Source organism: Rhizobium sp. BK275, from assembly GCF_014193555.1.
In the GTDB taxonomy this organism is placed as follows: Bacteria; Pseudomonadota; Alphaproteobacteria; order Rhizobiales; family Rhizobiaceae; genus Rhizobium.
Genome location: NZ_JACHZL010000001.1, coordinates 1 through 21,799 on the forward strand (window position 1 = coordinate 1; position 21,799 = coordinate 21,799).

The 21,799-nt window shown below is 58.8% G+C and carries 22 protein-coding genes; 7 read left to right on the forward strand and 15 right to left on the reverse strand.

The genetic code is table 11. From position 1 onward, the window contains the following. Window positions 1–545: 545 nt before the first annotated feature. The 9 genes from FHT82_RS00005 to FHT82_RS00040 all read right to left on the reverse strand — a co-directional run bounded on the left by FHT82_RS00005 (window position 546) and on the right by FHT82_RS00040 (window position 10,771). Window positions 546–1,667 carry a hypothetical protein gene (locus tag FHT82_RS00005; RefSeq protein WP_183725098.1) on the reverse strand — a complete coding sequence of 374 codons (1,122 nt, stop codon included), beginning with the start codon at window positions 1,665–1,667 and terminating at the stop codon, window positions 546–548. A gap of 290 nt (window positions 1,668–1,957) precedes the next feature. After that, complete coding sequence (locus FHT82_RS30205) at window positions 1,958–2,416, reverse strand: M15 family metallopeptidase (protein ID WP_348647578.1); 459 nt, start codon at window positions 2,414–2,416, stop codon at window positions 1,958–1,960. A 52-nt stretch (window positions 2,417–2,468) separates the two neighbouring features. Further along, window positions 2,469–3,080, reverse strand: coding sequence for a hypothetical protein (locus tag FHT82_RS30210; RefSeq protein WP_246698013.1), 612 nt, complete (start codon window positions 3,078–3,080; stop codon window positions 2,469–2,471). Between the two features lie 2 nt (window positions 3,081–3,082). Further along, window positions 3,083–4,741 (reverse strand): hypothetical protein, encoded by a 1,659-nt coding sequence (locus FHT82_RS00015; RefSeq protein ID WP_183725101.1) that lies wholly within the window; start codon window positions 4,739–4,741, stop codon window positions 3,083–3,085. Between the two features lie 219 nt (window positions 4,742–4,960). Continuing rightward, window positions 4,961–5,785 (reverse strand): hypothetical protein, encoded by an 825-nt coding sequence (locus FHT82_RS00020; RefSeq protein ID WP_183725103.1) that lies wholly within the window; start codon window positions 5,783–5,785, stop codon window positions 4,961–4,963. A gap of 420 nt (window positions 5,786–6,205) precedes the next feature. Continuing rightward, entirely contained in the window at window positions 6,206–7,405 is a 1,200-nt protein-coding gene (locus FHT82_RS00025; RefSeq protein ID WP_183725105.1) for a mandelate racemase/muconate lactonizing enzyme family protein, read from the reverse strand. Window positions 7,406–7,422: 17 nt separating this feature from the next. Further along, complete coding sequence (locus FHT82_RS00030) at window positions 7,423–8,784, reverse strand: mandelate racemase/muconate lactonizing enzyme family protein (RefSeq protein ID WP_183725106.1); 1,362 nt, start codon at window positions 8,782–8,784, stop codon at window positions 7,423–7,425. Between the two features lie 55 nt (window positions 8,785–8,839). Further along, complete coding sequence (locus tag FHT82_RS00035) at window positions 8,840–10,006, reverse strand: mandelate racemase/muconate lactonizing enzyme family protein (RefSeq protein WP_183725108.1); 1,167 nt, start codon at window positions 10,004–10,006, stop codon at window positions 8,840–8,842. Between the two features lie 54 nt (window positions 10,007–10,060). Continuing rightward, window positions 10,061–10,771 carry a GntR family transcriptional regulator gene (locus FHT82_RS00040; RefSeq protein ID WP_183725110.1) on the reverse strand — a complete coding sequence of 237 codons (711 nt, stop codon included), beginning with the start codon at window positions 10,769–10,771 and terminating at the stop codon, window positions 10,061–10,063. Between the two features lie 205 nt (window positions 10,772–10,976). Between FHT82_RS00040 and FHT82_RS00045 the strand changes: the two genes are divergently transcribed. The 6 genes from FHT82_RS00045 to FHT82_RS00070 all read left to right on the forward strand — a co-directional run bounded on the left by FHT82_RS00045 (window position 10,977) and on the right by FHT82_RS00070 (window position 17,451). After that, window positions 10,977–12,455 (forward strand): sugar ABC transporter substrate-binding protein, encoded by a 1,479-nt coding sequence (locus FHT82_RS00045; protein ID WP_183725112.1) that lies wholly within the window; start codon window positions 10,977–10,979, stop codon window positions 12,453–12,455. A 75-nt stretch (window positions 12,456–12,530) separates the two neighbouring features. Then, window positions 12,531–13,490: a sugar ABC transporter permease gene (locus FHT82_RS00050; protein ID WP_183725114.1), complete on the forward strand. Its 960-nt coding sequence runs from the start codon at window positions 12,531–12,533 to the stop codon at window positions 13,488–13,490. Then, window positions 13,487–14,377, forward strand: a complete 891-nt coding sequence (locus tag FHT82_RS00055) for a carbohydrate ABC transporter permease (RefSeq protein WP_183725116.1) — start codon at window positions 13,487–13,489, stop codon at window positions 14,375–14,377. The genes FHT82_RS00050 and FHT82_RS00055 overlap by 4 nt, the downstream gene beginning before the upstream one ends. An 11-nt stretch (window positions 14,378–14,388) precedes the next feature. Further along, the gene (locus FHT82_RS00060) at window positions 14,389–15,486 is read left to right on the forward strand and encodes an ABC transporter ATP-binding protein (RefSeq protein ID WP_183725118.1); all 1,098 of its coding nucleotides are present in this window, start codon (window positions 14,389–14,391) and stop codon (window positions 15,484–15,486) included. 33 nt (window positions 15,487–15,519) lie between these two features. Further along, window positions 15,520–16,683, forward strand: coding sequence for a mandelate racemase/muconate lactonizing enzyme family protein (locus FHT82_RS00065; RefSeq protein WP_183725120.1), 1,164 nt, complete (start codon window positions 15,520–15,522; stop codon window positions 16,681–16,683). Between the two features lie 21 nt (window positions 16,684–16,704). Further along, on the forward strand, window positions 16,705–17,451 hold the full coding sequence (locus FHT82_RS00070) for a ribonuclease activity regulator RraA (protein ID WP_183725122.1): 747 nt from the start codon (window positions 16,705–16,707) through the stop codon (window positions 17,449–17,451). 120 nt (window positions 17,452–17,571) lie between these two features. Here the strand turns inward: FHT82_RS00070 and FHT82_RS00075 are convergent, their stop codons facing one another. Then, entirely contained in the window at window positions 17,572–18,171 is a 600-nt protein-coding gene (locus FHT82_RS00075) for a gamma carbonic anhydrase family protein (protein WP_183725124.1), read from the reverse strand. 28 nt (window positions 18,172–18,199) lie between these two features. Next, window positions 18,200–18,580: a nuclear transport factor 2 family protein gene (locus FHT82_RS00080; RefSeq protein ID WP_183725126.1), complete on the reverse strand. Its 381-nt coding sequence runs from the start codon at window positions 18,578–18,580 to the stop codon at window positions 18,200–18,202. A gap of 90 nt (window positions 18,581–18,670) precedes the next feature. Between FHT82_RS00080 and ftrA the strand changes: the two genes are divergently transcribed. Continuing rightward, complete coding sequence (ftrA, locus tag FHT82_RS00085; RefSeq protein WP_183725128.1) at window positions 18,671–19,723, forward strand: transcriptional regulator FtrA; 1,053 nt, start codon at window positions 18,671–18,673, stop codon at window positions 19,721–19,723. A gap of 30 nt (window positions 19,724–19,753) precedes the next feature. Here the strand turns inward: ftrA and FHT82_RS00090 are convergent, their stop codons facing one another. From FHT82_RS00090 to FHT82_RS00100, 4 genes are all read right to left on the reverse strand, one after another. Further along, window positions 19,754–20,800 (reverse strand): MFS transporter, encoded by a 1,047-nt coding sequence (locus FHT82_RS00090; RefSeq protein WP_348647563.1) that lies wholly within the window; start codon window positions 20,798–20,800, stop codon window positions 19,754–19,756. 41 nt (window positions 20,801–20,841) lie between these two features. Beyond that, window positions 20,842–21,012 carry a hypothetical protein gene (locus FHT82_RS30215; RefSeq protein ID WP_246698094.1) on the reverse strand — a complete coding sequence of 57 codons (171 nt, stop codon included), beginning with the start codon at window positions 21,010–21,012 and terminating at the stop codon, window positions 20,842–20,844. Between the two features lie 92 nt (window positions 21,013–21,104). Next, complete coding sequence (locus tag FHT82_RS00095) at window positions 21,105–21,518, reverse strand: type II toxin-antitoxin system VapC family toxin (protein ID WP_183725132.1); 414 nt, start codon at window positions 21,516–21,518, stop codon at window positions 21,105–21,107. Continuing rightward, a complete protein-coding gene (locus tag FHT82_RS00100; RefSeq protein ID WP_183725134.1) occupies window positions 21,515–21,763 on the reverse strand; it encodes a type II toxin-antitoxin system VapB family antitoxin in 249 nt (82 codons plus the stop codon). The genes FHT82_RS00095 and FHT82_RS00100 overlap by 4 nt, the downstream gene beginning before the upstream one ends. Window positions 21,764–21,799 lie beyond the last annotated feature (36 nt).

The window sequence follows — 21,799 nt, forward strand, 5'->3', positions numbered from 1 at the left end:
CGAGGGTCAATTGCAAATAGCATCGAGACATTCCAAAATCTCCAAAGGGAAGCCATTGTTTTTCTGGCATGTCGCGCTTGGAAATAGAATGTACCGTTTGTGCTTTTAGTGTCGCATAACATACGGTATGGAATTTCAGGGGTTTAGTGACAGTGTATTTTCAATCACTTAGGGAGTTTCTCGCCGCTACAACGCGGCGAACAATTCATGTACATCTGATTTGCAGGTTTTCGTCAACTACCCACACCACGGAATGTACTTTTTTCCACCGCCGCCGCCCTTAGAACGGGCTGCTTTTTTGCTGTCAGGACGCTTTTTACACGTATTTACTTCGCGCGCCACAGGGGACGACTTCCTAGCGTCAGGCTCAGTGTGAGGCGTCAGAGACAGCTTGGATTGAGGACGGTGTTTTTCCGTTATGGTTTTTTCCGCCTTCCTCGCTTGCGCCGAGGAGGGCAGGGAGGTGGGAGCGGGGTCACGATGATTAGAGACCCCAAGCGACGACCGCACATCCAAGTGAACCGGAGCCGACTTGGATAGCTGCATTACTCGCCTTTTGACTGTTGCCGGTAGCCCGATAAGTACCCGCTGTCCGGGTCTTTCTTCGCGCGCGGATTGCCTTGGAGCAACACGCGCTTTTGCGGCCTCCGGTCGGACGTTCTGTTTGCGTCTGGTCTTATGCTTTCGTGCCATACGGCATCTCCATCGGTATCGAATGAATACCACAGACGCTTGTCGCCTGTGTCAGTGAAATAGCAGTTTGCTTTCTCGCAAAACTGCACCCTCGCACCTTCGAAAGGAGCCGCCACAGGGACGGCACCCTTCGCCTTGCGCTCGAAACGAGGTTCTTCGATTCGGGCGAGATACGCTTCGAGGAGCTTATGTTCATAGGCCCACAATGGTTCCGATCGCGGCGGATCGTCCTGGTAGACTTCCCGCCACCGATCGAGGAAATAGCCGAGAAAATTCTCGGCCGTCTTTCCACCCATGCGGAACTGCACAGGCTTAGCCTTCTCACGCAGCGACTTAGCGCCGGAGGCGCGCACGTGCTTATTGATCCGCCGAACATCGGGGAACGAATAGAAAAGGCTCTGAGGGGATAAGCCTTGCTGGACATGCTCATCCGCCAACCAGCGGAAGTAGTCATGCCCCAGCGGCGGCTTTTTAGATGGCATTGGCCCCCAGCCCTGCTGCTCTTCGTCCGCAGGGTCTTTCAGCAGGTACTTGCACGCATAGCGCACCGCCTCAGGCGATGCTTTGTCCCAATAGGACCAACCGTGCGGCCAATGCTTCTCCATGAAGTTTTCACGGAGCTTATGGTCAGGGACTTCGCCCTGCCAATAGAGGATGATGTGCCAGTGTGCGCGGCCCTTCATCGAGCCGTATTCGCCCACAACGAAATACCTCGGAGGATACCCGTTTGTACGCAGACGCTTGAGGTATTTTTGCACATCGGAGTAAGTCAGCACGGCTGCGCGGATATGGTCGATATCGCCCGTTGTGCGATCCTGCCCGTAGGTCAGCGTGACCACATGCGAGGCCTTTGCAGTCTTACTTTCGGCAATGTTCCGGCCAACCCAATCATCGATTTTGGTTTCCCGGCATTGCCAGCATTCGCGACAGGCCACAAAGCCGACATCAGCGATTTTCACGGGGTTCAAGCACATGCGTTTTGGTGTCCTGTCACTAAATGCACCTAGTACCAAGGGGAGGGTGTGCCCGCCGCGCCTATCCCCCAGCCCTACAGCCAGCTTTGATCCAAGCGGGCTGGGGGATAGGCACGACTACGCGACCGCCGAACGAACGGCGGGCGCGCTTCTCATATGCCGAAGGGGAGCTCTACAACTTACGGGATGCGGCGCGGCTCATAGCACGCTGATCCGATATCCCGCTAGTTTCGCTACGCTCAATTCACCGGGGCCATGCAAGCATGGCACGGCCCCGGTGCGGCAGGCCGCTAGACGCGGCCTTCAGGCGTACGCAGCGGCTCGTACCATGACGTGCCGATATCTCGCCAATTGGCGATCTCCCAGTGGGCCGGATCGTAGAACTTCCAGTCGCCGCCCCACTCGACATTAACGCCGAGTTGGCGGGCAACCTCGTGACCAACATGGCCGACCAGCTCCCACTGTTTGCGCGTCAGGTCCCACGCCTTCGTGCCATGCACGATATCCACCGCGAGGCCGTAGTTATGCGGGCTTTGCCCGCCGTGGGCCTTGGACAGGCCAGCCGCAAAAAGGCTGTCCTGTTCCACCATGCCGCGCACGAAGCAGTGCGCGAACATGGGCACGCCGAGTTTTCGAAACCGCGCTGTGAAGCGCCGTTCAAACTCGACGATGTCGGGGTGACTGCCCGCGCGATCCGCGCGGGCTTGCTGCGCCCTGTAGCGCTCCGCCAGGCAAAACGACCTGTCCATGATGGCGCGGAGTTCCGCGCCATAGGTAGATCCGTCAACCACGCCGAGTTCGTCAGGCGCTTGCACCGCTGCCGCCTCCCGGTTGTTCGCCTGCAACAGGCGCTCCGGCAGTTTCGCCGGGTTTTTCACCGGCTGCGCCTTGTGCTGGTACTTCACTTCCACCAGCTGCAACAGGCGCTGGCGCAACGACGGTTTCGGCTGCTCTTGCATCCTCGATTTCCTTGAGTTGGCGCGCATACTGCGCAGCGATTTCATCCGCTTGGAGCGCGAAACGCCGCTCCATGTTCGCTTGCATACGGAACATCATTTCTTCCAGTTCCGGATTGCGATGGCGGCGCTGTGCGATCTTGGTGAAAATCACCGGATCGACCACTTCCGCATGCGTGGGCTCGAGGTCCGCGCTCTGGTATTGGACAATGCCGCTACCCTTCTCGGCGTAGACCTTGAACGAACCGGCAATATTGAACTCGACAGTGTCGAGCCCCGGCCCAAGCGTGCAGAGGAAGCTTTCGCCAGTTTCGTCACCAATGAAAAACGAGGTGACGGCTTCCAAATTGAAATTGATCCGCACGCGGCGCTCCGCAACATCCGAGCCATCGAACACGATGGCATCCGTTGCGGGCAGGGCGGTCCAACGGGCCAGAGAGTTAAGTTTCACGACCATGGTCAAGCCTTCTCGATACGGGCTTGCGGCACCTGCGCAAGCACCTGTTCATAATCATTCGTGGCCTCGACCAGATGGCCGCCGAACACGGTGTTTCCTTCGATGTAAACATCGCCCTGGGAGACGACTTCGAACGGATCGCGGTTCGTCACGACGAACGGCTTGGTGTGCATGTTCGTGCACAGATAGAAGTCCGTCGAAAGCGTCGGGTTGAGCGTCTCGACCGACCAGATACGCTGGCGATCCTCGTCAAACGACGAATTCACCGTCGGACGGTAGAAGACGCCGCCGACGCGCGGGGCGTCGATATTCCACCGCGCATTCAGCGGCTCATATGCAAACGTCCCGTTGGGCGTTGCATGGGATACGTCGATGCGGCTGTTTTTCACGACATCGACCTTTTCAGGGTCGAGCGTGTCGCGCAGATATTGCGGCAGATCATCGACTGACAGCGCCGTCAGGAAGGGGTCTTCCTGCCGCTCGAACAACTGATCGGGCGTGATCTCGGCAACGATCATGATGACGCCGCCCATGCCGACGCGCGGCAACTGGATCGACATATCCAGCGCCGTCATTCCGTTGACGACGCTTTCCGTCAGGTTTCCGGCGTCCGACGCGTAGCGCTTCGCCTGCCCGAAGATCGTCCGCTTATCGGCCAGGAGCATCGGCTGCTTAAACGCCTGATCAGGGATATTGATGGCATCCATCAGCAGATTGATGATGTAATCATCATGCTGATTGTATTGGCGCCGAAGTTCGGCAAACGCCTGCGTCTTCCGCGCCATCTCGATATTGGAGAGCGACACGGTAATGCCGTTCGCTTGCAGCTCGGCATAGACGCCCGCCAAACCAGCGGTTAGTCCGGCCATCCCCGTTACCGAGCGATTGTTGGTAGCGGCCGGCGTCGTGTAAACGTCGCCAGTCGTCACTTTGACGGCAATATCCTTGTTGCCTTCTGCCGTCACGAACTTCGGATTACCGCTCACCGGGATCGTGTTGCCGCCGCCTGCCGAATAGACGGCCAGTTGCGACCCGACAATGTTAAGCGGCACCTCGCCGTCGATAATCGCCTGATCGAAATCCGGCACCATGTGGCGGAACTGATCATGCGCCCAAAAGGCTGGTGCCAGATCGGCCTGCAGACGGGTACGCAGGGAAAGGTCCGGCGAACGGTTCTTCGCTCGGAAGTTCCAGATTTGGTTATAGGCCTCGACATAGGCCGAATTGACCATCTGCGTTTCACGGCCATGCATGCCGAGATACCGATAAATGGCGTTCGAGCCATGCGCGCCGAACGCGACCTGCTCGATATATGGCACAACCGCTTCGCCTTCTAGCGGCGGCTTGCCTTCATAGGAGAGGTTGAGCTGATCCATTGAGCCGTTGAACCGGTCGAGGGCCAGCATGGGCACGAAATAGGCCAACATGCGGACGTTGATGGCATTCATGAGGACTTCCGCCGTCTCCATGTGCTCGAAGTTGAACCGGAGACGGCCCGATTTCACAGCGTCTTCACGCAACAGCGGAAAGGCCGCAATCGGCACCATCTTGCCAGCGGGCAGGGAGGTAATCCCGCGCGCCGACTGGCGGCGCATGGTACGCGGCGCAACAAGCGGCTGCGTACGCATACGGTTCATGTCACTTGCATTCGGTGCTTTCACTTTCGAGTTCCTTTCTTGAATACTCGTAGAAGTTTCTTTATCTTCGCCCGTCGCCGCATACAGGCGGCGCAGGGTTTTCTCTTGGAGGACATATGCCGACCCTCATTAAGTTATACATCGAACTATACGTGTGGATTTTCCGCCTATTCTTGCGTTTACTACCGTTTGCACTCGCAATAGGCGCAATCGCAGCCCTCGTTGCTATCGCCACTGACTAGATCAGCGCGCGAGCGATGGCACACTTTCACGTATATTTCTGAAATACTCGTCGCGATACTTGGGATCGAACTTGACGTCGGGCTTAGACTTCCACCACTTCTTACCGGCCTCATAGGCCGACCAGCCGTTGCGATAAACGCTGTACGCACCATCCATCGGTATCTTCACAGCCGAATAGAGGGTGCTCAAAATCTCGTTGTCGCCATAAATGGTCTCAACCGTCTCACCGTTCGGCATAAACGGAGCATGGAACAGACCCCATGTTCCGTCATTCCACCCCATACTCGACACCTCTGGATTATCGCCGCCGACAATGGTTCCTTCGCCCGGCCTATTCGCCTTGCTCAGTGCACCGGCCCCGCCAGACGGGCGGCGCTCAAAATCGCCCTGGGCGAACGATGCGGCACCACGCGGAGCGCCGGAAAGCGCGCCCGCGTTGAGCGCGGAAATCTGGCTTTCAATCAGCCGATATTCCTGCTCGCGCTTCTGATCCGCGAACGGATCAAAGTTTGAGATGAAATCCCCGATCCCGGTCAGCGCATCGCCTACCGCCGAGCCGCCAACCGCCTGCTTCACAGGCGCTTTGCGGGAGAGGGGAGCCATACCGGCAGCGGCGTTATAGTTCGCACCGCCGCCGTTACGCAGCGCGGTCAGCGGGTTGAACCCCGCCGCTTCCGCGTCTTCGACCAGCATTGAATAGACCTGACGAGAATAGGCCCGCGCTTCGTCGCGGTCCTCAAGGTCCCATTGACGCTGCAATTCCATCGCAGCCATGTCATTTTTGAACTGCTGATCGGCCTGCTTTTTCGCAGACTTATCCTTCATCGCCCCGCCAAGAAGGCCGAACGCGCCCCCGATAACGGGAGCGAGGAAATTCAGGAATTAACGACCCTCCTGTGACTTGGCCCGCTTCGCTGACAGCAGCAGGTCCGCCAACAGGAGGACACCGGCAGCGGCCCACGCTTCAACGCGGGCCGACAGAGCCGGATCAACGGCCATAGCGCCGGAGACAGCGCTTGCGCCCAACGCACCAATGCGAGAGGCGAGAGGCCGGATTAGAACGGATACGATACGGTTCATGAACAATCCTCGACAGGTTGTTCACTAAAATCCCCAAAAAGATCGCATAACATACGTTATGGAACTTCTCATCAATTTCGTACCGTGCATTTCAACGGTCGCCTGCCGCATCTCCGCCGGAAACGGTGTCGGTCGCGAGATTGACGACCGCATTGGGAGGCAGGTTCAGTCGAAAAAGCCCGCATCCTCTTCGCTGAGATATCTCCTGGCTCCTTCAGCGTCGATATCGAGACCCAGGCCCGGCGCTTCCAGTAGGTCCACCATGCTGTCCTTCACGATCTGCGGCGGCAAGCCGATTACCAAATCTTCCCACCAGGGATCGGAGGCACTCGGATATTCGAACGCGACGTAATTTGCCGGCAACGTGGCGCAGACATTGATCAACGCGCCGAGGCCCAGCAGGCCGTTGGCGGTGCCGTGCGGTGCCATCAGGATCGAGTGCATGTAGGCGTGCTCGGCAACCCATTTAAGCTCGGCAATGCCGCCAATATCGGCTGGATCGGGGCCGATGACGCGCACCGCCTGCGTCTCGATCAGTTCCTTGAAATTGTGCCGCAGGTAGATCTGCTCACCCGTGTGGATTGGCGTCGAGGTGGAGGTGGTCAGTTCCCGATAGGCCTGCGGATTGACCCACGGCACATAGTCGCCCGTCAGCATGTCCTCGAGCCACATCAAATTGTACTTCTCGACCGCGCGAGCGAACTTGATCGCATCGGGCAGCATCCAGCCCGGGCCGCAGTCGAGCGCCAGGCTGACTTTGTCGCCCAGCACTTCCTTCATTGCGATCACGCAGTCGAGCATGTGATTGAAACCGCGCTCGCTGATCACGCCCTGATCCATGGCGCCGTGATAGCCGGCCTTCTTCTGCGTCACGCCGTAATGGAAGCCTTCGATGGTATCCTTCATGTTGGAGTGGAACGAGATGCCTTGCTTGACCATGAAGAAGTTCTGCGGCTGCGCCATCATCCATTTGACGTCAGCGGCGTAATCCTCCGGCCGGTCACCCGTGCGTTTCTGGCGGATCGAACCGTTGTAGACGCGCACCTTGTCGCGCACCTTGCCACCGAGCAGCTTATAGACGGGCACTCCCGCGGCCTTGCCGGCAATATCCCACAGCGCATGCTCAATTGCGCTCACCGCCGCGCCGTACGGCTTGAAAGAACCCCGCTGGCGGATCTTCAGCATCACTCTCTCGACATCAGTCGGGTCCTCGCCGATCAGCGCCTCGCGGAAATGCAGCACAAAGGGCTTGAGGTAGGACTTGGTGAATTCGACTTCGCCCAAACCATAGAGGCCCTCGTCCGTCACGATGCGGACGATCGGGTGTCTGCCGATAACGGCGCAGCGGAGATCGGTGATCTTCATCTTCGTTCCCTTTCGCTTCAGCTCCACGTGCGATCCCAGGAATACTCATCGTCCCAGTGATCCGTAGGCCGCCAAATGCCGGTGACACCCGGCTGCAGATGCTGCGAGATCACTTCGTCGACGACGTCGTCAATCCCCAGACCCGGCTTGTCCGGAACAGTGATGAAACCATCCTTCACCAGAGGCTTCGGAGGGCCGGTGACGATATCGTCCCACCAGTCGACATCGGCGGAGTGGTATTCGAGCGCCATGAAGTTTTCGGTTGCTGTGGCGACATGTGCGGCGGCCATGGCGGCGATCGGGCTTTCTGCCATGTGGATGGCCATGGCGACGCCATGGTCCTGTGCCATGTCGCCGATCTTCTTGGTCTCCAGGATGCCCCCGCTGGTGAGCAGGTCAGGGTGGATAACGGAGACGCCGCCGCTGTTGAGCAGAGGCTCGAAGCCCTCCTTGAGGTAGATGTCCTCACCGGTGCAGATCGGTACCGTGGTGGCGTCCTGCAGTTGTCGGTATTGCTCGGTATACTGCCATGGGATCACATCCTCGAGCCAGGCTGGCACGTATTTTTCAATTCGCCTGGCAAGGCGAATGCCGTTCTGCATCGAGATATGGCCGATATGGTCGATGGCGAGCGGCACATCCATGCCGATGACCTCACGAACCTCGGCGATGTATTGCTCGAGCAGGTCGAGGCCCTTGTCGGAAAAATGCAAGCCGGTAAACGGGTGCTGGACGTTATGCACATCGTAGGCAGCGTTGCGCAGACGCCGCTCTTCAATGGTCTTCAGCGGCCCGCGACGGGGATCGTCACGGTATCCTTCCAGAGAGCCGGCCGGAAACACGACCGCACCGGGCACATCCGCGATCTGCATCAGCCCCAGATCCATCTTGAGAAAGGTGTATCCGAGCGCCATGCGCTCTCTGAGACGCTTGCCGGTCTCGGTACCGCTCGGCACGGTGGCGTCGGTATCGCAGTAGACGCGCACTTTGTCCCGAAACCGGCCACCGAGCATCTGGTAGATGGGAACGCCATAGGCCTTACCGGCAAGATCCCACAAGGCGATTTCAACCGCCGACACGCCGCCGCCTTGCCGCCCGTGCCCGCCGAACTGCTTGATCCGGCGAAACAGTCGATCGATGTCGCAAGGGTTCTCGCCAAGCAACCGGCTCTTCAGCATCAGCGCATAGGTGGCACTGGCACCGTCGCGCACCTCGCCAAGCCCGACGATGCCCTGGTTGGTGTAAATCTTGAGCAGCACTGAGGTGAACGGCGCGCCGACGATTTCGGCCACCCGCATGTCGGTGATGCGAAGATCGGACGGCCTGGAATGCGTGTTCACCCGATTAAGCGCTTCGTCGGCTCCATCTGCCTCTAGCATGATTTATCCTCGTTCTGGTGGGAGGGCACTTTGGGGTGGCGTCGGGCGTGGCCAGCTAGTCCAGCTCTATCTCGTGATCTTGGAGGTAGTCGCGGTTGATTTCGACGCCGAGACCGGGCTTGGAGGTAAGCGTGAGGCTGCCGTTCGAGACATCGAGTGGTCTGTCGACGAGGTGATCATATTTGCCCAGGTTCCATTCCGACGTTTCGAGTTTGTAGAAATTCGGAACGGTCATCATCACCTGCGCGCCCGCAACCACGTTGATCGGCCCTGCGGCGTCATGCGGCGAGACCGGGATGTAGTAGGCTTCGCATAAGGCAGAAATCTTCTTGAGTTCGGTGATGCCGCCGGTCCAGGTGACATCCGGCATGATGTAGTCGGCGAGCTTGTTTTCGAGCACCGGCACGAAATCCCATTTCGTGTGGCCGCGCTCGCCCCACGAAATTGCGGCGCTGACCTTCTCGCGGACCTGCTTGAGGGCGCTGAGGCTCTCCGGCGGACAGGGCTCTTCGAACCAGTCGATCTGACCAGCTTCCTCGAGACTGCGACAAAGACGAATGGCGGTCGGAACGTCGAACCGGCCATGCGCATCGATGAGGATGTCGACATCAGGCCCCGCCGTTTCGCGGATCAGGGCCGTGAGTTCAGCGGCTTCGCGCTCATCTTTGCGGGTCATGCTGCCATCGAGGTAGCCGTCCCGCTGTTCGCGAGGCAGCCCATCGGCAGTGCGGCCTTGGTAGGGGAAAGGATCGAACTTGAGTGCAGTGTGGCCAGACTCGACGATGTCTCGAATCTCCCGGACGACCGCCTCCTTGCTCGTAAAGTTGCGCTGGTTGGGATGGGTGTAGAGCGAAATTTCATCGCGCAGCGGTCCGCCAAGCAGTTCGTAAATTGGCTTGCCAAGAACTTTGCCGCGGATGTCCCAGAGGGCGATGTCGATGGCGCTTATACATTCGACTGCGGCGCCGCGACTGCCCATGTAGGTGAAGCTGCGGAATATCTTGTGCCACAGATACTCGATCCGCGCCGGGTCTTCGCCGGCAATAGCGGCACCGATCTGCCGCAGGATCGTACAGAGGGCGCGATTGGCGAGCCTTGTCGTGGTGGTGATCTCGCCCCAGCCGCTCACCCCCTCGTCGGTCGTCACTTCAACGAACAGGAACTCCCCCCAATAAGAAGCATCGGATTTGATAAGCCACGGCCGAACGCTGGTGATTTTCATCTCGACTGCCTTTAACTGAAGTGGTGGGGATAACGATATTAAGGGTTATGGATTCTATCCTGCCCGAGCGGCATTACGCGCACGCATATGTTCGAGGATGTGCCGGCCGGAGCCCTCGACATGGCGTGCAATAAGGTCGGCTGCCTCGTTCGCATGTCCCGCTTTTACATGCGCGATGAGCTCGCGATGCTCGCTAAGGATCGCGGCACGTCGGGCGAGCGTGAAGTCGAAACGCCGGCTCACGGCTCGCAGCACTTCGCGATGCTTCCACCAAAGCTCGGCGGCATGGCGGTTATAGTGCTTCTGGTACATGACGGTATGAAAGGCGGTGTCCAGCTCGCTGTGCCTGAACGGGTCGGCGAAGTTATTCTCTTCAATCAGGCTCTGGATGCGTTCGAGTTCAGCAATATCCTCGACGGTGGCCATATTCACGAACCATTTCGTCAATGCGGGCTCGATCAAGACCCCGATCTCGTAGATGTCCCGAACGAAATCCTGATCTATGGGCCTCACGCGCGCTCCGCGGTTGGGAACGAAGGTGACAAAGCCCTCCCCGCGCAACAGTTGCAGAGCCTCGCGCACGGGGTTGGTTGAGGTGCCGTGGCGCCGGGCGAGATCGGTGACAACAAGCCGCTCGTTGGCAGCAAGCCGCCCTTCGATGATGTCTTCCCTGATCAGTTGATAAAGCGAGGCACCCTCACTGGAGGCCCCGATAGCGTCGATGCCTTCGGGTGGCTGCGCTTTAAAATCGCTCGTTTCGGCCAAGATGGTCCCCAATCAATACACAGATCATTCCGATATCACGCGAATTTTCCCAAAACAATGTACGATTTCTCTCATTGACAGACAATCTGTGATCTGAAAACGTATGATCAGGTCGAAGGGATACATCAGGGAAGGTCCTGCGGCCGGGGAGAAGACCGCTCGCCTCGACGCAGAGCGGCATGGGAGAAAACCTGGGAGGTTACCTATGACGAGGATTTCACTCCGCCGTGCGGTTTTGCGCGGCACTATCTCGACTGCTTTGATGGTATCGTTGATGTCCGTGTCTGCGCGGGGTGCGCCGGTCGACCTGAGCAAGTGGTCGCCGGAATACGTACGCTCCATCGCCGGCACACAGGAGTTCGACACGGCCGGCGATTGCGCCAAGGTCACTCCGCTCGACTACAAGGGGCGACTGACTTTCTGGTATCAGGGCGTGTTCGAGGGCGACCCCGACCTCCTGCGCCAGTATTACAAGGACTTCTTCGAGACTTTCCGCAAAACCTATCCAAACATCCAGCTTGAGGAACAAGCGCTCACCTATAATGATCTTCTGGACAAGTTCCGGACTGCACTTCTAGGCAATGCAGCGCCCATGGCAGTGCGCCTGCAAATCCTTGGTGGCACCGAATTCGCCTCTAAGGGCTATCTGGAACCGCTCAAACCCGAAGATATCGGGTATTCGACCGATGACTTCTGGCCCGGTGCGATGAAGGCCGTAACCTGGGAGGGGGTGACCTACGGCATCCCAACCAATAATGAGACGATGGCGTTCATCTGGAACGCCGACATCTTCAAGCGTGCTGGCCTTGATCCGGACAAGGCTCCGGCAACCTGGGACGACGTCGTCAAATATTCCAAGCAGATCCACGACACGCTCGGCATTGCCGGTTACGGCCTCGTGGCGCGCAAGAATGCCGGCAATACGCCGTACCGTTTCATGCCGCAGCTATGGGCCTATGGCGGCGGCGTCTTTGACGAGGCCACCGCGAGCCCGACCTATAAGCAGGTCGAGCTAAACACCGCCCAGAGCAAGGCGGCGCTGCAAGCCTCGTACGATATGTATGTTCGCGACAAGTCGGTTCCGGTTTCGGCGCTCACCAATCAGCAGGCCGACAACCAGCCCCTCTTCCTCGCTGGCCAGCTCGGCATGATGATCTCGCACCCGTCCGACTATAACGTCATGCTCGACCTGCAGAAGAAGACGACGGGCAGCGACAAGGAAAAAGCGCAGACCGTCATCGACAACATGCGCTACGGCCTGATTCCGACAGGCCCCGACGGCAAGCGTGCCGTCGTGTTCGGCGGCTCCAACATTCACATCTTGAAGCCCGAATATGTCGAGGGCGGCAAGGTAGACGAGCCGGCTGCAAAGGCTATCATCTGCATGTGGACGAGCCCCGAATGGTCACTGAAGATGGCCTATGCCGGCTCTAACCCGGGAAACCTTAACGGCTTCAAGACCAAATGGATGAAGGAGCGTCTTGATAGTATCAAGTTCCTTGATGTCACGACCTCGATGCTGCCATACGGCATCCCGTTCCCGGCGCTGCCACAGTCGCCCGAGATCATGAATATCATCATACCGGACATGCTGCAGAATGCCTTGACCGGCGCCATGTCCGTCGACCAAGCAGCGGACGACGCGGCCAAGAAGGTCAAAGACCTGATGGATGGCGGTCTCTAGTCCGAGCCTGACCACGATCTGACCGGCTGCGCCGAGATTGCAGCCGGTTTCTTCCGAAGAACGAGGGCAGGCACAGTGACGATCTTGACTGATAAGGCCGATGCGCGCCGAGGACTGCAACCCGACAGGTCCGGCGTGCTGCAAAAGATTTGGGAGCATCGCGCTGACTATGCGTATGTGCTTCCTTCGATCGCCGTGATGCTCATCGTCATCGCCTACCCTATCTACTATACGATCGAGCTGTCGTTCTTCAATACACCGCCTGGCCTGCAGCTTCGTGACAAGATTTTTGTCGGCCTCGACAACTACACCGCCATCCTCACAAGTCCGGTGTTCTGGAAAGTCACCTCCAACACTCTTATCTGGACACTGGGATCCACTTTCATCTCATTTGTCCTGGGGTTTGCCTGCGCACTGGCGCTCCATCGCGACTTTGTCGGCCGCGGCATCCTGCGTGCCATCCTGATCATTCCCTGGGTCATCAGCGCGGTCGCCGCGTCCTATATCTGGAAGTGGATCTACCATTCGGACTTCGGGATCATCGGCGCGGTGCTGGTCGGCCTCGGATTGGCCGATCGGCCGCCGAACTTCATCGACAGCGTCAGCACGGTGCTGCCCTCGCTGATCGTCGTCAACATCTGGCGAGAGTTTCCGTTTGCCATGATCATGATGATGGCTGGCCTGCAGACGGTTCCCGACCAGTTGCTGCGCGCCGCGAAAGTCGACGGAGCCAATGCGTGGCAGCGGTTCTGGCACGTCACCTTTCCGCACTTGAGAAACGTCTCGACGGTGACGGTCCTTCTGCTCGCAGTGGCCAATTTCAATTCTTTCATCATCCCCTGGATCATGACCGGCGGGGGGCCGTCGAACGCATCGCATATCTGGATCACCCACATTTATGAACTCGCCTTTGGCCGCCAACGCTGGGGGGTGGCATCGGCCTATTCGGTGCTCTTGTTCCTGATCCTGATGTCGCTCGGCTATTTCTACGTCCGTGCGCTGAGCGGTAACGAACGGAAGGACGGAAGCGAATGAGCGCGATTGCCGAGACGGTTCATCGAAGCCAGACACGTCGCCGTACGCGCATCGATGGATGGCGGTGGGGCGGACGCATCTTCCTCGTGTTCATGCTGCTTTACACTGCATTGCCGATGGTCTGGATGCTTCTGACCTCGATCAAATCCGGCTTCGCGGCCATGCAATTCCCGCCGCAATGGTGGCCGGACCAACCGACCCTCGACAGCTACCAGAAGCTGCTCGATCCGCAAAACAGCGTCGGCCAGGACTTCCTGCGCTTCTTCTGGAACAGCCTTTTCGTCTCCACTGCCACGACCATCCTTTCGGTGATCGTGGCAGTTCCTGCGGCCTACGCCTTTTCGCGCTTCACCTTCCCGGGCAGGAACTTTCTGTTCTTCGCCGTCCTCCTTCGCAACATGTTCCCGGCTGTGATCTTTCTCGTGCCGCTCTTCATCCTGATGCGCGCAATCGGGCTGGTGAACACGCATGGGTCGCTCGTCCTCACCTACCTCACATTCGGCCTGCCGCTGGCAATCTGGCTCCTGAAGGGCTTCTACGACAACATCCCGGTCCAGCTCGAGCAGGCCGCACGCATCGACGGGGCAACGCGGTTCCAGGCCTTCCTCCTGATCGTGATGCCGCTCTCGGCGCCGGGCATCATCGCCACGGCGATCTATTCCTTCATCGGCGCGTGGAACGAGTACATCTACGCCTACACCTTCCTCTCCAAGAACGAGCAATTGACGCTGCCGGTCGGCATCCAGCGCTTCTTCTCGGAAAACACGACGGATTTTCCGGGCCTGATGGCGGCAAGCTTCATGATGAGCGTGCCCGTCGTGGTCCTGTTCCTCGTTCTTCAACGATACTTCGTACGCGCCCTCACGGAAGGCGCAGTCAAGCACTAGGGGAGTTGCCTGTGGCCCACGTGGTCCTCAAAGATCTGGTCAAGACCTATGGCGCCTTCAAAGCTGTCAACGATGTTTCGCTGACGGTCAATGACGGCGAATTCGTTGCGCTTGTCGGCCCTTCAGGCTGCGGCAAGACAACCACGCTCAATCTTGTGGCAGGGCTTATCCCCATCACATCTGGGGACATCGTCATCGGCGACCGGGTGGTCAACGACCTCGACCCCAAGGACCGGGACATCGCAATGGTGTTCCAGAACTACGCGCTCTATCCGCAGAAATCTGTCTACAAGAATCTGGCGTTCCCGCTGCAGATGCGCAAACTGCCGCGAGACGAGATCGACAAAAAGGTCAGGGAAGCAGCGCGCGTGCTCGACATGACGCAGCTGCTCGAGCGCAAGCCACGCGAACTTTCGGGCGGCCAACAGCAGCGCGTGGCGCTCGGCCGCGCGCTCGTTCGCGATCCGGCGGTATTCCTGATGGATGAGCCGCTCTCCAACCTCGACGCAAAGCTGCGCGTGCAGATGCGCTCGGAGATCAAGCGTTTCCACCAGGACCTCAAGGCGACGATCATCTACGTGACGCACGACCAGCTCGAAGCCGTGACCATGGCCGACAGGATGGCGGTGATGAACGGAGGCTACCTGCAGCAATACGATACTCCGGCGCAGGTCTTTGCCCATCCGGTGAACATGTTCGTCGCCAGCTTCGTCGGCAGCCCGGCGATGAGCCTTGTCCCGCTAGAGGCGTCAACGGCAGGCGGCGAGGCCGTGTTGACCAGCGCGGAGGGCTGGCGCCTCGAACTCTCGCCACGCAACGCCCAGAAGGTCGCAAGGTCATCCACCAAGAAAGTCGTGCTCGGCGCACGCCACTCGACGATCAAACTGCATAAAAGTGCGATGCCTGGAAGCGTCCCTGCCAAGGCCTACACGGTGGAGCCGACCGGAGACGTCACCTTCGTGCAGGCGTTTCTCTCCGGCGCCATCGTCAATGTCAGCGTTCCGCCAACCATTGCCGTCACGCCCGACGAACAGATTTGGCTCGAGTTCGATCAGGAGCGGATGCATCTGTTCGACGGCGAAACGGAAATGGCCCTCAAGGCCAACTGAGACCAGGCGGATGCGTGCGAAACGAGGGCGTGGATGACTGCGAAGCTTAAAATCACGGCGATCAAGCCCTATCCAGTATGGGTGGGAACGCGTAATCAGATGCTGGTCAAGGTTGAGACCGACAACGGCATCTTCGGCTGGGGCGAGAGCGGCTTGAGCGGTCGCGAGAAGGCCGTGACCGGCGCGATCGAGCACTATCGCGAGTTTCTCATCGGTCGCGATCCGATGCAGGTTGGCCGAATCTGGCAGGAAATTTATCGCAGCCAATATTTCGAAGGCGGGCGCGTTCTGCAGGCGGCGATTTCGGCGATCGACATTGCCCTTCACGACATCAAGGGCAAGGCGCTGGGCGTGCCGGCCTACCAACTCTTGGGCGGCAAGCAGCGCGACCGCATTCCGACCTTCGCCTCGACCGGCGACGAGGCCGAGGGCGATGTTGCCATCGAACGAGCCCGCGAACTGCGCGCACAGGGGTGGCAGGCGATCCGCTTCTTCCCCATCGGGCAAAGCAGCAACGACATCTTCGAGCCGCGCGAGTCGATCGGCGCGACCGCACGGATGCTGAACAAGGCGCGCGAGGCGCTCGGCGACGACGTCGTCCTCGGCATCGACTATCATCACCGGCTGTCGGTGGCAGAGGCGGCGAGCTTCTGCAACAAGCTCGGCCGTGGCGTGCTTGATTTCCTCGAAGAGCCGATACGAGACGAAACGCCGGAGGCCTATGAATCCCTGCGCAGGATGACTGACATCCCCTTCGCCATTGGCGAGGAATTTGCCAGCAAGTGGCAATTCCTGCCCTATATCGAGCGCGGCATCCATCAGTTCAACCGGCTCGATGTCTGCAACGTTGGCGGGCTCACTGAAGCGATGAAGGTCGCGGGCTGGAGCGAGGCGCACTATGTGGACCTGATGCCGCACAATCCCCTTGGTCCAGTCTGCACAGCCGCGACCATCCATCTCGCCGCTGCGGTGCCGAATTTCGCCTGGCTCGAGACCAGGGCGCCCGAAGCAAAGCTCGGCTTCGATAATTCCGACTTCTTTCCCGTGCAACCACGCCTCGACGGCCCTGACTATCCGGTGAGCGACCTGCCGGGGCTCGGCGTCGAGGTCAACGAAGAGGCGATCAAGGCGGAGAGCTTTCGTTTCTGGGAAGCGCCTCACCTGAAGCGCCGCGACGGTTCTGTCACAAACTGGTAGTTTCATCCACCGGAGCCTAAAATGACGCATACGCCCGATATTACGCGACCGCCCAGAGAGCTGATCGATGCGCTGAAGGAGATCGGCGCCGCGACCATTGCCGGTACGCTCGGCCACATGGGCTTCCGCAATCCGCATATGGTCGGTCCGGTATCGCAGAGCCGAGGGAAGTCGATCGTCGGGCCGGCCCTGACGCTTCAATTCATGCCGCAGCGGCCGGACCTCTTCACCGAAGGGGAATATGCAAATCCGGAGACGCAGTTGCACCGCCATGTGCTCTATTACGTGCAGGAGGGCGATGTGGTCGTGGTCGACGCGCGCGGCGACATGAGCTCGGGCGTCTTCGGCGATATGATGTCGACCTATTTCAAGGGTAGAGGCGGCGCTGGCATCGTGATCGACGGCTGCATGCGCGATCGGCCCAATGTCGAGAAGCTGGATCTCCCTCTATGGCTACGCGGCTGGACGCCCAACTATCATGTGCAGACTGGCATCTATCCCAACGCCGTCAACGTTCCGATTGCCTGCGGCGGCGTCACGGTCATCCCCGGAGACATCATCGTCGCCGACGATGACGGGGTGGTGGTGCTTCCAGTCACAATGGCCTCGAAGGTAATCGAAGAATCGCAAAAGCATCACGATTGGGAAGAGTTCTCGCGCATGAAGCTCATGGGGGGCGGGTCGTTGCAGCGCTACTATCCGCTGCATGACGATGCCCGCGGAGAGTACGAAGAGTGGCGCAAAATGAACAGCTCGGGAACTCCTTAGCCAATGGATTACCCGCTGGCCAGCCTCTATGCAAGGACGATGGCCGACGCCGCCATGGAAGCCCTAATGGCAGCGGTAGAGCCAAGGCGAATCTCGAACCGGTCGGGGTTTTCGTGGCATCTAACAACTGCTTTCGGCTCGATGAATTCCAAGAACATCGGACAAGCGCGACGTAATTGTTTTCATCACATCGGGTGAGCTTCTATCTACGCCATAAACGAAACCGGGAAAGTCCAGTGACTTCTGGAGTGCCCATATGGCTTCGTGCTGATCGGAGGACAGAATTTCCGCCGGGTCACCGACGGCGACCCATCCGATCGGCACGGTTGAGCCCGGCTCCAGCCGCGTTCGCAAATGCACGGTTCCGTTGATGCGGACTTCTGACCCGCGTCCGATCTGCGCCCCGTGAAACACGGCTGCCCCGGTTGCGACGAAAACTTCGCCGTCAATTTGCGCGCCTACCACATGGCTGTTAGGGCCGACTATGCAATGGTCTCCAATGGAACAGTCATGACGACTGGTGGCTCGGATCACGGCATTTTCGAACACGATGCAATTCCGTCCGATGTGGATGGATCCACCGGCTTCCGCCACCAAGCGAGCACCATGCATGATTCTGCTACCCGCACCGATGGTAACATCGCCACAGACCGTCGCGTCCTGCGTTACCCAGGCATCGGGATCGATCGATGGCGACTGTTCTTCGTACGATAAGATCATGTTTTACCCTCCTGCCTCGATCTCGGCGCTACGACGACGCCCTCACACTTTCAAGGTGCCAGACCTTTACGACGATCCGCCAGCCATCAATGCCTTTCACGAAGCAAAGATGATCGATAAAGATGTTGGCGTGGATCCGCAGCCTGACCTTCACGGTGGCCGCAGCTGGCGAAAGCCAATCAATCAGAATGATTTCGTCCTCACGGTCTTGCGAGCGGCTCGCGGGAGACTCTCGCCTGGCGATCACCTGGCGATAATTTGCAATCGGGTCCACCGTGATTGCGCCTTCGTCAGCGTCGAACAGGCTACAGGCTGGATGAAAGATCTGGTCAAAGAGCGAGAGATCGCAAGCGTAGAGCGCATCGAAATAGGTTTGTATCGCATTTAGCAATTCGGTATCGCGGCTCATCTGGTTTCTCCATATTTGTTGGCGGGTGACCGTGTCGCATGCCGACAGCACGAGTTGCCAGCGGCAGGATTGCCAGATAAGACGGCATTCATGCCAAAAACTGAGAACGCACGCTTTCCTGCAAACAGGCGTGTCGTCAGCCTCGTCTATGATGGCCTCTGTACCTTCGAGTTCGGGATCACGGCCGAAATCTTCGGTTTGGCCCGACCTGAGGCAGGACCCGACTGGTATCAGTTCAAATCGGTCTCGCTGGAGGATCAGGTGCTCAATGCCTGTGGAGGCTTAACGGTCGCGGCAACAGGCACTGAGACGGATCTGCACCAGGCCGGAACAATCATCGTCCCCGGCTGGCGTGGACCCGACGAGCCTGTACCCGATCAGATCTGCAACGCATTGGTTCGCGCTCATGAGGGCGGCGCCCGCATCGTTTCCATCTGCGGGGGCGCGTATGTGCTCGCGGCCGCCGGCTTGCTCAATGGCCGCCGTGCCACAACGCATTGGCGTTTCGCCGAGGGCCTGGTTCAGCGCTATCCCGCCATCAAGATTGACGCGAATTGCCTCTATATCGATGAGGGCGATATCCTCACCTCGGCAGGCAGCTCAGCAGGCATCGATCTGTGCCTGCATATCGTCCGTTCGGATTTCGGGACGGAGCTCGCCAATACGGTGGCGCGCCGGCTGGTGATGTACAGCCATCGCCAGGGTGGGCAATCCCAGTTCATCGAGCGCCCCGTGCCGCTCAGGCGGGAGGCAGATCGGCTGTCATCGATCCTGGACCACATTCTGGCCAACCTGCACTACCCGCACACAATCAGTTCTCTCGCCCGCCATGCCGGCATGAGCGAACGTACCTTTCAGCGCCGCTTTCACGCCCTGACCAGCCTGCCACCGCTCAAATGGATCCAGAGGGAGCGACTTGAGCAGGCCCGCATTCTGTTGGAGACCAATTCTGCCGTGCCTGATGACATCGCAAGGGTGACAGGACTCGGAAGTGCTGAAAACCTACGACTTCAGTTTGGTCGACATTACGGGGTTAGCCCAGTGATTTATCGCAATCGTTTTGCGCAACGACCGGAAATAGGCCAGGCGCTTGCGAAGCACACTGGCCAAAGTTCCTCGAACACCGATTTCCTCGTTGATTGAACTGGAGATCCTCCCCGCGAATGTCACTATTCATGCAACACGATAGGCGTCGCGCAAATATGGCCCGGTTGCAGCTTCCGGCGAACCGGCCGAGGATTGCTGTGCCGCTGCTTTCGGTGGCGGCATGCGTGTCCCTATGGCAAACAAAATCGCGCTGATGGCCGCGAACCCGGCGAATAACAGGAACATGCCAGGCCCGCCAAAAGCACCAAGCATGGCACCGCCCAGAGTCGGTCCAATGAAATTGCCGATGGTTGAGAACGAGTGAGCGCCAAAATAGCTGCCTCTGCTCCGATCGTTCGCAATGCCGTCGACCAGCATGTATTCGCAAGGTACGACGAGAATCTCTCCGATCGTGAAAACAACCATCGAGACCGCAAGCCCCCAGAAGCCGGCGGCGCTGAGAAACCCGACTTCGCCGAAGGCAAACAGCATACAGCCGATCACAAGGCCGTTGAGTGCGCCTGCACGTTCGACGAACCTGTGGGCAAACGGATTCCCGATCAGAACAGCCGCACCGTTGATCGAAACGAGATAGGCGTAGATTTGCATGCCTTCGGCGACATTTGCCGTGAGATACGGAGCGAGTGTCGCTGACCATTGGCCATAGACGGCGATCAGCAATGTGCCGCCACTGACAAAGAAGGCCAACCGCGGATCGCGGATCGCCGCCTTCAGGCTCTCAAGCAATGGCGGCGAAGCCGGTGCTTTGGAAACATCGTCGCTCTGGTGAATTGGAACGTGCAACATGTTCAGGGCAAGCGCGAACATCGCGTAGACAACACCTGCAATGACGAAAAGAATGGTGGAGGCAGCCCCAGCAGCAATCCCCATCAAAGGTCCGATGGCCCAGCCGACATTCGTGGCCGTGTAACGCCAGGAGAAATACTTGAGGCGCAGCGGCTGCGGACAGACGTCGCTCATCAGCGCACGTGAGATCGGTTCATAGATTGCCAGAGCGATGGCAGCAACGATCTGGGCAATGCAAAATGTCAGCACGGTCTCAGCCAACCCCATACAGGTTAGCGCAACAGCCATGGAAAGCAGGGTAAGCGTTAGCATCGTCTTGCGTCCCACCCTGTCCGACAGGGATCCCGCGAAGGGAGCCGCGACAGCGCCTACCAGGGGCCAATGCCCAGAAGCGCGCCAATCATGGCCGGACCAAGCCCGAACGACTGCTGCAGCTTGATGGCAAGGAAAGAGAGCGTCATTGCGCGCGCGATGGTCACGAGTCCTGACCCCGCGATGAGGAACAGGACGTAGCTCAGTCGTTGATTGTCGTGCCTCATCGGCGCCCCTCAGCAATTCGTGATCGTCAATATAGCTGTTGCGGCTGCCAAGCGTCGGAAATCGGGCCAGCAAAAACTGGAGACGGATCAGATCAAAAATCCCACGGGTTGACGAGATCGAGACCTGTTGTTTCAAAATCCTTGAGATTGCGCGTGGCTAGGCGTCCGCCGTTCACGCGAGCAACTGCAGCGATCATTGCATCGGGTGCTGACATTCCTCGCCCCTGACGAACCGCCCGCCCCATAATTTCTCCGTAAGCAAGCGCGGCTTCCTCCGTAAGCCCAAACATCCGATCGGCAAACCGGCGACGCCACTCTGTAAGTCCCTGTTCGAGGCGATCGGCACGCTGGTCCGGCTTGATCTTTTGAATGCCGAAAGCGATCTCGGCGATTGTCACAGTGGGCAGGGCCAATTCCGCGTCGAACCGAACCAGCCAGGCCATTAAGGCTTCGTTGGGATCCCTTCTCAACGTCTCGGAGACGACGTTCGTATCGAGAAATATCAAAGCTCAATGCCCTGATGAGGACGACGGCTTTCTCGGATGACAGCATCCAGATCGATATCTGCGGCAGCCTGCGCATTTACACGCGAGTAGAAGCTGGACGCAGGTTCGCGCCCCGCCTCGCGTATCTCGTAAGCTTCTAGCGCTCGTTCGACCACTTCAGCGATCGAACGATTTTCGCGCCGAGCCAGCCTGTGTGCCAAATCACGTGCTTTGGAGCTTCGAACAGAGAGTTGTGGTGCGGCCATTGCGGTCTCCTTCGCAGAAAATATAAGGTAGCCCGG